Annotated in this window: 12 protein-coding genes; 10 read left to right on the top strand and 2 right to left on the bottom strand. The window is 37.1% G+C overall.

The window, feature by feature from the left end:
* The first annotated feature begins 20 nt into the window (after positions 1-20).
* The 8 genes from QBE53_12315 to QBE53_12280 all read left to right on the top strand — a co-directional run bounded on the left by QBE53_12315 (position 21) and on the right by QBE53_12280 (position 7898).
* Complete coding sequence (locus tag QBE53_12315; GenBank protein ID WZL80585.1) at positions 21-203, top strand: hypothetical protein; 183 nt, start codon at positions 21-23, stop codon at positions 201-203.
* Positions 204-236: 33 nt separating this feature from the next.
* Positions 237-482 (top strand): SHOCT domain-containing protein, encoded by a 246-nt coding sequence (locus QBE53_12310; protein ID WZL80584.1) that lies wholly within the window; start codon positions 237-239, stop codon positions 480-482.
* 5 nt (positions 483-487) lie between these two features.
* On the top strand, positions 488-1249 hold the full coding sequence (locus QBE53_12305; protein ID WZL80583.1) for a hypothetical protein: 762 nt from the start codon (positions 488-490) through the stop codon (positions 1247-1249).
* A 163-nt stretch (positions 1250-1412) separates the two neighbouring features.
* Positions 1413-3578, top strand: a complete 2166-nt coding sequence (locus tag QBE53_12300; protein WZL80582.1) for a sodium-translocating pyrophosphatase — start codon at positions 1413-1415, stop codon at positions 3576-3578.
* Positions 3579-3622: 44 nt separating this feature from the next.
* Positions 3623-4291: an L-serine ammonia-lyase, iron-sulfur-dependent subunit beta gene (gene sdaAB, locus QBE53_12295; GenBank protein WZL80581.1), complete on the top strand. Its 669-nt coding sequence runs from the start codon at positions 3623-3625 to the stop codon at positions 4289-4291.
* A 2-nt stretch (positions 4292-4293) separates the two neighbouring features.
* On the top strand, positions 4294-5166 hold the full coding sequence (gene sdaAA, locus QBE53_12290; GenBank protein WZL80580.1) for an L-serine ammonia-lyase, iron-sulfur-dependent, subunit alpha: 873 nt from the start codon (positions 4294-4296) through the stop codon (positions 5164-5166).
* An 18-nt stretch (positions 5167-5184) separates the two neighbouring features.
* Positions 5185-5733, top strand: coding sequence for a nitroreductase family protein (locus QBE53_12285; GenBank protein ID WZL80579.1), 549 nt, complete (start codon positions 5185-5187; stop codon positions 5731-5733).
* A gap of 161 nt (positions 5734-5894) precedes the next feature.
* Complete coding sequence (locus QBE53_12280; GenBank protein ID WZL80578.1) at positions 5895-7898, top strand: methyl-accepting chemotaxis protein; 2004 nt, start codon at positions 5895-5897, stop codon at positions 7896-7898.
* A gap of 60 nt (positions 7899-7958) precedes the next feature.
* Here QBE53_12280 and QBE53_12275 read toward each other — a convergent pair whose 3' ends face one another.
* Both QBE53_12275 and QBE53_12270 read right to left on the bottom strand, forming a co-directional pair.
* Positions 7959-8699 carry an NADPH-dependent oxidoreductase gene (locus QBE53_12275; protein WZL80577.1) on the bottom strand — a complete coding sequence of 247 codons (741 nt, stop codon included), beginning with the start codon at positions 8697-8699 and terminating at the stop codon, positions 7959-7961.
* 25 nt (positions 8700-8724) lie between these two features.
* Complete coding sequence (locus QBE53_12270) at positions 8725-9168, bottom strand: MarR family transcriptional regulator (GenBank protein ID WZL80576.1); 444 nt, start codon at positions 9166-9168, stop codon at positions 8725-8727.
* Positions 9169-9486: 318 nt separating this feature from the next.
* On the opposite strand from QBE53_12270, the gene abc-f reads away from it, so the two are divergent.
* Together abc-f and QBE53_12260 are read left to right on the top strand one after the other, a co-directional pair.
* On the top strand, positions 9487-10923 hold the full coding sequence (gene abc-f, locus QBE53_12265) for an ABC-F type ribosomal protection protein (protein WZL80575.1): 1437 nt from the start codon (positions 9487-9489) through the stop codon (positions 10921-10923).
* Between the two features lie 78 nt (positions 10924-11001).
* Entirely contained in the window at positions 11002-11424 is a 423-nt protein-coding gene (locus tag QBE53_12260; protein ID WZL80574.1) for a rhodanese-like domain-containing protein, read from the top strand.
* Positions 11425-11573: the final 149 nt, after the last annotated feature.

The raw sequence follows: 11573 nt of genomic DNA, 5'->3' as shown, positions 1-11573 counted from the left end.
GAAAAGATTAAGGAGGCGAAATGATGATGATTATCTTTTGGATTGGATTGGCAATATTAATTTATTATCTGTTTTTCAATCAAGAAAATGGAAAAATCACATTCAATCAACATAAAAGTGCGCAGGAGCAATTAAAAGAACGCTTTGTAAAAGGCGAAATTGATGAGAAAACATATCTTCAAATGAAAGAAACAATTAAGTAGAATATAGAAAATGTAAAAGGAAAGGTGATTTATATGATGCATGGATATAATTGGTTTAATAATGGAGGCTGCATGTTTGGTGGAGGCGGCTATTTTGGCATTTGGCAATACTTTATTATTATTGGTGTTGTTCTCATCATTGTTGCATTGATTTTGATGGGACGAAAAAAAGCAAGCAATAATGAAGATGCCATTGAAACGTTAAAACGCATGTATGTTAATGGGGATATATCAGAAGAAGAATATCTAAAGCGAAAAAATGTGATTGAAAGGAAGTAATTATAATGAAGAAAATGCATCTTACAATCATTGTCTTAGGACTAGTTTTCATTGGATTGGGTATTGGCGGATATATGTATAGTCAAAATATAGATGAAACGCCGACGACGTATAGTACTATATGGAATCAAGCCGATGTCACAGAGCCTTATTCGATTGATGAATTAACCAAAGAAGTGAAGGACTATATTGGTAGGTATGAAGAGGCATTGGAAATTAGTGATATCTTCGTTTTTTCAGATAGTGAATATTATTTTTCAATTGTGGAACAAGACACACATCGAGGGGCTATGGAATTATTAGTTAATCCATACACAAAAGAAATCTTCCCGGAATATGGTCCCAATATGATGTGGAATCTAAAATATGGCATGCATAGTCAAGGTGGGCATATGGGCAGTGGATATATGAGTCGTGGATATATGGGACAAGGACACATGGGTCGCGGACATATGCAGAGACGCAATTTTGATTATGGAATGATGGATTCATATAGAGAGGATATGCGTGGTACATTTGATACAAGATTTATCGAAGATAATACAGTAGGCTATGAACAAGCTTATAATGCAGCACAAACCTTCTTAGACGCATATGACAATACGTTCAGTGTTGATGAAGCATATCATGAATTTTATGGGTATTATACATTTCATGTTTTAAAAGACAACGAACCGTATGGCATGTTGAGTGTCAACGGATATACCCAAGAAGTCTGGTATCATGATTGGCACGCAGACCTTGTAGAGATTATTGAAAATCATTAAAAGTCAAAGATTATATATAAAGAGATAACATGAAAAGTGTTATCTCTTTTTTTAAGAAAAAGTTTAAGAAAAAGATGTAAAAAACATATAATATGTGGTACGCTTTTTATAGGAATATTTTTGGAGAGTATAGACATGAAAATAACATATGGAGGTAAGAGCTATGATTGTATTGGTCTTTATTGCAGTAGGATTGGCACTGGCTTTAGCAGGGTATCACTTTTTCAAGGTTTCTAGGCTAGATCCTGGAACACAAGTGATGTGCGACATTGCATCGGCTATTCAAGATGGAGCAGATGCATTTATTCATCATGAATATAAAGTAATATCAAAGTTTGCAATAATCATTGCAATCGTACTTGGCATTGTTGTAGAATGGTATGTCGGGATTGCTTTTATTATGGGGGCCTGCATGAGTGGGCTTGCAGGATTTATAGGTATGAAAATTGCAACCATTGCAAATGTACGCGTGGCGAACAAAGCCCGCACATCAAAAAGTCTTGGGCAAACCTTAAAGGTAGCTTTTCAAGGTGGATCAGTCATGGGATTAAGTGTTGGCGGATTTGCACTTTTGGGTCTTGGCATGGTATATGTTATTTTTGGTTATGGGCTTGGACAAATGGATCAAGCCAACTTAGTGATACAAGAAAATTGGATGGGGGTCAACTTTATTCCATTTACCATGACCGTATCAGGGTATGCCTTAGGATGTTCGATTATTGCTATGTTTGACCGAGTCGGTGGAGGTATATATACTAAAGCGGCAGATATGGGTGCGGATCTTGTCGGCAAGACAGAAGCAGGGATACCGGAAGATGATCCACGTAACCCGGCGACGATTGCAGATAATGTTGGAGACAATGTCGGAGATGTGGCAGGTCTTGGTGCAGATTTATTGGAAAGCTTTGTTGGGGCATTAATATCAGCAGTGGTCTTAGTTGCCTACATGTACTATACAACAAGTGGAAACGGCAATCACCTAACATATACATTGGTTGAAAAGCTTATACTATATCCTTTGATTTTTGCTGCAATAGGGCTTATGAGTTGTGTGGTTGGCATCTTATTTTTAAGTTTGCGCCAGATATCGGAAAACCCTCATAAAGAGTTAAACTATGCACTATGGACATCAGCCGGACTAACAGTTATTGGAACCGGTGGCTTTACGTGGTTTTATTTTGGTTCCATGGATGTGACTGCCCTAGGGTTTAGGATAGGGATTATGTCACCATGGATAGCGGCTTTGTTTGGCATCGGTAGTGGAATTCTTATCGGATTCTTAGCAGAATACTATACAAGTTATGATTATAAACCAACGAAAACTATTGCAGAAAAATCCATTGAGGGAACAGCACTTACCATTACCCAAGGACTGTCGGCAGGAATGAAATCTACCCTCTATCCGGTAATGGTACTAGCAAGTGCTACATTGGCAGCTAATTACTTTGCCGGACTTTACGGTGTTGCTATGGCTGCAATCGGCATGCTTTCGTTTGTAGCGGCGACGGTATCTGTGGATACGTATGGACCTATTGCAGATAATGCAGGAGGTATCAGTGAGATGAGTAATCTTGAACCTAAAGTACGTGAGATTACCGATAAGCTTGATTCAGTGGGAAACACCACTGCGGCTATAGGTAAGGGGTTTGCCATAGGCTCAGCTTCACTTGCGGCACTATCTCTTATAGCCTCCTATCTGTATTCTCAGGCAAATGCCGGAGACATTTATGGATTTTTGTTGAGTATTAATATGATACATACATTAACCCTTGCCGGGGCTCTTGTCGGTGCAGCATTGCCTTATTATTTTTCGGGGTTACTGATTGAATCAGTTGCTAAGGCAGCAGGGGCAATGGTTACAGAAGTTCGGCGACAATTCAGGGAAAATCCCGGGATTTTAACAGGGACCCAAAAGCCTGATTATCGACTATGTATACAGATATCCTCAGCAGGTGCGTTAAAAGAGATGGTCCTACCTGCGATGATTTCAGTGTTGGTACCTTTAGTCAGTGGATTTATTTTTGGAGCTGAATTTGTGGGCGGGATGATTGTTGGAACGTTATTGTCCGCCATTATGTTAGCCCTTTTTTCAGCTAACAGTGGTGGAGCATGGGATAACGCAAAAAAATTAGTGGAGTCTGGCAAAATAGACGGATATAAAAAAGGTTCAGCGCTACATGCATCAACCGTAGTGGGAGATACTGTTGGCGATCCACTAAAAGATACGGTGGGACCTTCACTAGACATCTTAATAAAAATTATGGCGATGGTATCGTTAGTCTTTGTGTCCGTTTTTAGTCAATATAATATTTTGAATTTTTTTCTTTAAGACGATAATCAGCGATATAGAATTAATGAGAGGATAGTTAATCAATGAAACAATATAGTATATTTAATATAATTGGTCCGGACATGATTGGTCCAAGCAGTTCCCACACAGCAGGAGCCGCAAAGTTAAGCTTTATGGCACAAAAAATCTTTGGGATGCCTGTAAAAAAAGTACTTTTTGAACTTCATGGTTCCTTTGCAGATACATATCAAGGACATGGTACCGATAAGGCTTTATTAGCAGGAGTACTTGGAATCAAACACAATGATGAAAGACTTAGTGATGCATTTGAACTTGCACAAGGGCGAGTGGACTATCAGTTTGAAAAAACAGATTTAGGTGAAGTGCATCCCAATACGGTGCGTATAACGATGACGAGTGCATCGGGACAAACCAGTGTTGTTCAAGGATGTTCTATAGGTGGTGCGAATGCCATAGTAACCAAGATTGATGAAGTAGATGTTGAGATTGATGGTGCTTATGATACCATTATTACCGTGCATAAAGATCAACCTGGAATGGTTGCGACACTAAGTAAAATATTTGCTGAAGAGCGTATTAATATTGCCTATATGAAACTGTATCGTGAGACGCGAGGACGACATGCAATTATGGTCTTAGAAGTGGATGAAAACCTTCGCAAAGAACAGTTGGCAAAGTTAAAAGAGCAAAAAGACGTCTATAAAGTGACATGGATTCCAAGAGGTGAATAAAAATGCAAATGCGAAGTAGTCAAGAGATAATAGAATACTGTCAGCAACATAAGATGAGCTTGTTTGAATATGCACTTGCATATGAACAAGAATTAACGGATAAATCAAGAGAAGATATAGTCATGCAAATGAAAAGCTATTGGGAAATCATGAAGGAAAGTATCGATAAAGGACTATATGATCTCTCGCGAGGAGAGGGACGTATTATTAAGCGAAAAGCAAAAGACGTCTATGAGCTTGCAACAACTCAAGAAGCAGCTTCAGGGACTCGGATGCTTAAAGCTGTTGCATATGGACTAGCTGTCATGGAGGTCAATGTAACGATGGGGCGTATTGTTGCAGCGCCTACCGCCGGAGCTTCAGGAATTATTCCGGGTGTATTTTTATCGTTACAAGAGACGTTTAAATTGACAGATGAGCAGATTATAGAAGGTCTTTTTGTAGCCGGAATGGTCGGGTCAATTATTGCGAAGAATGCATCGATTTCTGGTGCTACAGGAGGATGCCAGGCAGAAGTGGGCTCAGGAGCTGCTATGGCGGCAGGTGCGGGAATATATATGCTTGGTGGAACTATGGAAGAAGTCTTTAGCGGTGGAGCCATTGCCATAAAAAATCTAATGGGACTTGTATGTGATCCGGTGGCAGGACTTGTAGAAGTGCCGTGTCAAAAACGTAATGGTATTGGAATAACCAATAGTTTAATGGCGATAGATTTAATTCGAGCAAAGATGTATTCCTATATTCCTTTTGATGAAGTGGTTGGAGCAATGAAAGAAGTGGGTGGATTAATGCCTGCGTGCCATAGAGAGACCGGAACAGGCGGTATAGCAAATTCAAAAACAGGCATTGCCATGAGAAAAGAAATCTTCTCATAGTGTAAGAAAGGATACGATATGAAAATAGAAGAATGCATTAAGGATAGACGAAGTGTACGAAAATATACAGAAACAGAGATTACGAAAGACACGATAGATGAGATTATAGATTTGGCACGTTTTGCGCCTTCGTGGAAAAATAGTCAGGCTGTGCGCTATCATGTTGTTTTTGATAAAAAATTAAAAGCAAAGATAGCTGATCAAGGTGTTTTAGGGTTTAGCTATAATGCTAAAACGATTGAACGATGTAAGGCACTTGTTGTCGTTAGCGTTCTTAAAAAAGTGAGTGGATATGAACACGATGGAACCTTTTCAACACCGCAAAATGACCGATGGGAAGTCTTTGATGCTGGTATTGCAACACAAACGTTTTGCCTAGCGGCACATGCTAAAGGTGTTGGCAGTGTCATTTTGGGGATTTTTGATGAAGAGAAGATACATCAATATGTGAGTGTTCCAGAGCAAGAACGTGTGGTTGCATTAATTGCTCTAGGTTATCCGCTAGAATCCAAAAAAGCAGGACCTCCACGAAAGGATGTTCAAGAACTTGTGACGTATCACGCTTAGTGAGCAAAGAAAGAGATGCAATTGAAGGTGAATAGCCCATAATATGGAGAAACTGTGAACATTTTATAAACTCTTTTATTTACATATATATGAAAGATAAGAACTGTGATATTATTGTATCGGTTATCTGAGACCTATATAAATAGAAAGAAGGATTGTTCATGAAATTAAAAATCAAAGTTCTCTTAGTCACCAGTGTTATTATTCTTTTATCCATCTCTTTTATTGGTATTTTCAATACGATGTCTACCAGCAATGCATTCACAGACAATGTTAATTTACAATTGCATGATGAGTTAATGAATTTGCAAAAAACGATAGAGTCGTCCAATGAAATCGTTGGAATTGCCAAAGCAGCGATGGATAAGAAAAATATTGATTTAACGTTATCCATTGCAAAAATGATTGATGCAGACCCAACTCTATTATCTACTAGCAAAATGGCACAATTGGCTAAAGACTTAAATGTATCTGAAATTCATGTAGTGGATAGAAATGGTGTTATAAAATATGGAAGTATTGATCAATTTGTAGGGTTTGATTTTCATGAATCTGAACAGACACAGCCTTTTCTTGATCTTATAGGAAATCCGGGAAGTTCTCTCGCCCAAGAAGCCTCTGAACGGGGTACGGACAAACAATTATTTCAATATATTGGTGTGGCAAGGATAGATGAACCTGGTGTTGTTCAAGTTGGAATTGAACCTAAAGTCATCCAAGATTTGCTTGTTAATCTAAACCTTCAAAAGCGTGTCAATGATTTGGTTATCGGAACATCAGGGTTTGCAGTTGTTATCAGTGAAGACGGAAGTCTTGTTGCCAAAGATGAACTTGGTATAAGTAATATGAATGTTTCAAATATTCCTTGGTTAAATGAATTTTTATTGGGTGAAGAACATTTTACAACGATAGATATTGATGGAACGTATTATTATATAATGAAAGAAGCTTATAATGATTTAGAGCTAGTGGTGACCTATCCAACGCAAGAGATTGATCATATTCTAAGTGATAGTGTTGTCAACAACCTTATTGTTTTAGTGATTACAACGGTACTGCTTATTCTAATTATTAGCCTTCTTTTAAATCGATTAGTGATAAAGCCGATAAGACTACTGCAAAATGCTATGGAACATGTCGGATCAGGAAATTTTCAAGTGTCTATTAATTATTCCTCAAAAGATGAGATAGGACAATTAACAGAGCATTTTAGGACCATGATACAAAATGTTAGTAATCTCATCCACGAGACCAAGGCAAGTATTGAAAATGTGGCGACTTCATCTGAACGTATAACAGAAAATGTCGATGTTCTTAGAATATCAAGTAATGAAGTGACGCGAGCTGTTGAAGAGATTGCGAATGGAACCTCAGTCATGGCGGAAAATGTGACGGAACGTTTAGTAACCGGACAAAAATTAGGTGATAGTGTGACAGAGATTTATTCAAAGTTATCTGATGCAGAAGTGGTCTCTAAAGAGATGGTTCAATCAAATCATACAGGAATTGATTACATGAATGTATTGTCAGAGTTGTTTCAAACGACAATTGATAATACACAAGATGTTGAAAACAATGTTAATGAACTGGAAGCCAATTCTCAGGCAATTGAGACAATTGTTGGAACCATTAAAGGTATTGCCGATCAAACGAACTTGCTTGCATTAAATGCATCGATTGAAGCCGCAAGAGCTGGTGAGTCTGGAAGAGGGTTTGCAGTTGTGGCAGAGGAGATTCGCAAACTAGCAGAACAATCCTCAACTTCAGCGGAAGAGATTAATGCAATTATTCGAAATATTGTGAATACAGTAGCATCGACCAGTGAAAAGGTCAACAACACAAAAGAGTCCGTAGATTCAGTAAAAATCAATCTGAATGAGACTGTCGAGGTATTTGATAAAACAGTAGACAGCGTAAATCGTGTGGAAAAAATCATTCAAGAGTTTATTGATGAAACTAAAAATATTGAAGTGTTGAAAAACGATTTAATTGAATCCTTAGAGTCTATGGCGGCTATTAGCCAAGAGTCCGCAGCATCGACAGAAGAAATCAATGCATCGACAGAAGAACAGCTTTCAAGAGTAACAGAAATTGGTGAATCTATTGAGATTCTTAATCAAGATATAGTTAAGTTAGCAGAAGAAACCAAACGCTTTAATGTATAAAGCATAAAAAAGGAGCTGTTGCGTTAGCAAATTTATTTGCTAACGCTCAGCTCCCTTTTTTTACTTGTTATTTAAAAATCCTTGTTTTTTCATTGTTGGATGTACATCTGGAAAGTAAACATACTGGTAGATGCCAGCAGTATTTTGACTCCAGTTACCCTCTTGTTCTCGATTAATTTGTTTAAGGTATTCCTGCATATGTGCATCATAGTGGTCAATAGCAGGCTGTAGATGGTCTTGTTGATAAACTTCGTCATGTCGGAATGTATTGATTGGCAGACGAGGTTTTTTCTTTGATGGGCTATTAGGATATCCAATAGCTAGTCCGGCAACCGGGAAAACTTTTTCCGGGAGGTTAAAAAGCTCAATAAGTTCTTGTGGATTTTTACGGATACCTCCAATAGGGACAACACCTAGACCTAGAGATTCAGCAGCAATAATTGCTGCACCCATATTTAGCCCGGCATCAAATGTACCTACCATTGTACCTTCAACACTTTCATGAATAACTTGAGTTAAGCCGTTTTTCTTTGCAGCGAGTTCAGTTTTGTGAAAATCCATCACAAATAATAAGAATAAAGGCGCTTGTTCAATCCAAGGTTGTCCACCGGCTAGATTGGCAAGTGTAGCTTTGTTTTCTTTGTTGGTAACAACAATAACGGATGTTTGCTGACCGTTAATTGAATTAGGCATTGCTTGAGCTGCGTGAACAATTTCTTCAATAATGTGTTCGTCAATAGGGTCAGGTTTAAAATCTCTTATTGAGCGATGGTCTTTAATAAGTTCTATAGTTTTATTCATAGTAATTCTCCTTTTTTAAAAAATATTAATCCAATTTAGATACAATTTTATTATTTAATTCAATGTATAGTTGTTTTTCATCGTCAGATAGGGCTGAATGAATAGCTGTATTAAGTTGTTCCCAGGCATTCATAACGGTAGGCTTTAAAGCTTCGCCTTGAGCAGTTGCACATAAGAAGACATTCTTTCCTTCGAGTTCTTTGCGTACAAGACCTTTGCTCTCTAATTTATCGACAAATCGTGTCATTGTAGAAGGGGTTAACAATAGATAATCACCAACTTCTTTTTGGTGAATCCGCTGCTTTAGACAAACAATATATAAAATAAAAGCATGACTTGGCGATAATCCTGTGACAGCAAAATGCATATCCGCTTCTTTCTTTAAAGTTCGAGATACTTTTGAGAGTGAAAAAAATAAGCAACTATTTAATTGGCAAGTACTATCAGATAAATTACATGGATTATTCATGATACGCCACCTTTCTTGTTTGTACATACAAATATAACAGGGGATTCCTTTAAAGTCAATAGGAGGGTAAAAAAAACGTCAAATTGACAAAATAGAGCAAACCACGTATAATTGTGTTGTAAGATTTTAATATGAAGAAAGGTAAGGTACTTGTCGATATGAAGTTATAATTCACTCCGTAGATAATAATATATTACATTATAAGAGTGGATGGTATTTTCATAGACTAAAGTGGCTTACGTATAGTATATATATGTGTATTTTTGTTATGTCATTATACAATAATACTGTCCTCTCTATGAATAGGGAGGTTTTTTTATGGTCTTAATTGAAGCTAAAGGAATAAAAAAGTTTTTTGGAGAACGACGCATTTTAGAATTTGAGCAACTTAAAATAGAGCATAGTGATCGCATTGGAATTGTAGGAGAAAATGGCGTTGGTAAGTCAACGCTGATTAAGATACTTAGTCAAAAAATTCAGGTCGATGATGGATATGTTAAGACGAAGGGAAAAGTAGGGTATATCTCCCAATTTGAAGGTCCTTCGAGCCAACATATCAGTTATGAAATGGCTTCAAAGTTTAATGTGGCAGCGGATTGGGATGCGTCCATGAGTGGTGGAGAAAAAACCAAGTTTAAAATTGCGGCAGCTCTAGATGCGTCCAATACGATTATTCTTGCAGATGAGCCGACGAGTAATATGGACTTAGCGAGTATTGCAACGATGGAATATTTTTTTACAACGTATGAGGGCGCATTGGTAATAATTTCTCATGATAGAACATTGCTGGATCGGCTATGCAACCAAATTATTGAGATTGAAGATGGTCAAATTATACAGTATAATGGAAACTACACTGCATATAGAGAACAAAAAGAGCACCAACGTCAATACAAAGCCTTTGAATATCAAAAATATATAGATGAAAAAAAACGACTTGAACGTGTTGTTGATCAAACGAAAGCAAAAGCAAAAAAAGTTCGAAATGCACCTAAACGTATGGGGAACTCCGAAGCTAGGCTGCATAAAATGGGGGGACAAAAAGCTAAAGCAAATTTGAGCAAAGCAGCTAAAAATGTGCGCACTCGCATTGAGCATTTAGAAAGAAAAGAAAAGCCACAAGAACAAAAGAAAATCAAGTTAGACATCATAGAGACGAGCCGTTCCTATAGTAAAATCTTGATTGAAGGAAATGGGATTGATAAAGCTTTTGGAGAAAAAATGATTTTTCGGGATGCAAATTTTCGGATTGAAAATGGAGAAAAGGTTGCACTTTTAGGGCCTAACGGGAGTGGTAAAAGTACATTAATCAAGATGATCTTAAATAAAGAAGAGGGGATCTATGTAGCACCAACAGCAAAAATAGGATACTTTAATCAAGCGTTAGATATACTCGAGACAGATAAGACCATTCTTGAAAATGTCATGCAATCAAGTGTGTATCCTGAAAATATTGTTCGACTCTTTTTAGCGCGGTTATTACTTAGAGGAGATAGTGTATATAAGCCTGTACAGACGCTAAGTGGAGGTGAGCGAGTAAAGGTATCTTTTGCAAAGATATTGCTCGATGATTTTAATATGCTTATTCTTGATGAACCGACAAATTATCTGGATATCTCGAGCCTAGAGGTTATTGAAGAGGCAATTGCGGATTTTGATCGAACGGTATTATTTGTATCCCATGACCGTCAATTTGTAGATACGATTGCAACGGTTCGATTAACAATTCAACAACATCAAATTGTAAAAGAATAAATCAAAACAAAAATAAAACAAAACAAGAATAAATATAAAACAAAACAAGAATAAATATAAGAAAGGAAAGATGTAGTAATGGAGAAAAAGAAAATACTCAATGTGTTATTTTTATTGTTAACATTATTTTTCTTGGCTGGATGCGCATCCAAGGATACACCGGACGAAATCTTGGAGGATACAAAAAATCAGCAAGCCAAATACCAAAAAATATCTCCAGAAGCGGCTAAGGAGATGATCAACGATCAAAGCATTGTGCTTGATGTTCGGACGCAAGAAGAGTATGATATGGGGCATATTGAAGGTGCAACACTTGTACCGGTGGATTCGATTTTGGCGGATCAGTTAGATAAACTTCCGAATAAAGACCAAGTCATTTTGGTCTATTGTCGAAGTGGAAACCGTAGTGAAATTGCATCAAAACATCTTGTCGAAAAAGGATATACACAAGTATATGATTTTGGCGGAATCAATGATTGGCCATATGAAATAGTCAAGTAGGCGACTTAGTCGTCTACTTTTTTTAGTTGAGAACATCAGAATATTAATATTATTAATAATAAATTAAAAATAATTAATTAATGGATTAAATATATCAAGTATTATATTGACAAAATAATTATAAAGCGTTATGATGATTTATATAACAA

It is taken from the genome of Vallitaleaceae bacterium 9-2, assembly GCA_038396585.1.
In the GTDB taxonomy this organism is placed as follows: Bacteria; Bacillota; Clostridia; order Lachnospirales; family Vallitaleaceae; genus UBA1351.
This window is presented reverse-complemented; position numbering and strand designations above follow the sequence as displayed.

What these genes read in the sequence shown, in the direction of transcription:
- QBE53_12315 (WZL80585.1), top strand. Translation starts at nt 21, where the DNA reads ATGATGATGATTATCTTTTGGATTGGATTGGCAATATTAATTTATTAT.
- QBE53_12310 (WZL80584.1), top strand. Translation starts at nt 237, where the DNA reads ATGATGCATGGATATAATTGGTTTAATAATGGAGGCTGCATGTTTGGT.
- QBE53_12305 (WZL80583.1), top strand. Translation starts at nt 488, where the DNA reads ATGAAGAAAATGCATCTTACAATCATTGTCTTAGGACTAGTTTTCATT.
- QBE53_12300 (WZL80582.1), top strand. Translation starts at nt 1,413, where the DNA reads ATGATTGTATTGGTCTTTATTGCAGTAGGATTGGCACTGGCTTTAGCA.
- sdaAB (WZL80581.1), top strand. Translation starts at nt 3,623, where the DNA reads ATGAAACAATATAGTATATTTAATATAATTGGTCCGGACATGATTGGT.
- sdaAA (WZL80580.1), top strand. Translation starts at nt 4,294, where the DNA reads ATGCAAATGCGAAGTAGTCAAGAGATAATAGAATACTGTCAGCAACAT.
- QBE53_12285 (WZL80579.1), top strand. Translation starts at nt 5,185, where the DNA reads ATGAAAATAGAAGAATGCATTAAGGATAGACGAAGTGTACGAAAATAT.
- QBE53_12280 (WZL80578.1), top strand. Translation starts at nt 5,895, where the DNA reads ATGAAATTAAAAATCAAAGTTCTCTTAGTCACCAGTGTTATTATTCTT.
- QBE53_12275 (WZL80577.1), bottom strand. Translation starts at nt 8,699, where the DNA reads ATGAATAAAACTATAGAACTTATTAAAGACCATCGCTCAATAAGAGAT.
- QBE53_12270 (WZL80576.1), bottom strand. Translation starts at nt 9,168, where the DNA reads ATGAATAATCCATGTAATTTATCTGATAGTACTTGCCAATTAAATAGT.
- abc-f (WZL80575.1), top strand. Translation starts at nt 9,487, where the DNA reads ATGGTCTTAATTGAAGCTAAAGGAATAAAAAAGTTTTTTGGAGAACGA.
- QBE53_12260 (WZL80574.1), top strand. Translation starts at nt 11,002, where the DNA reads ATGGAGAAAAAGAAAATACTCAATGTGTTATTTTTATTGTTAACATTA.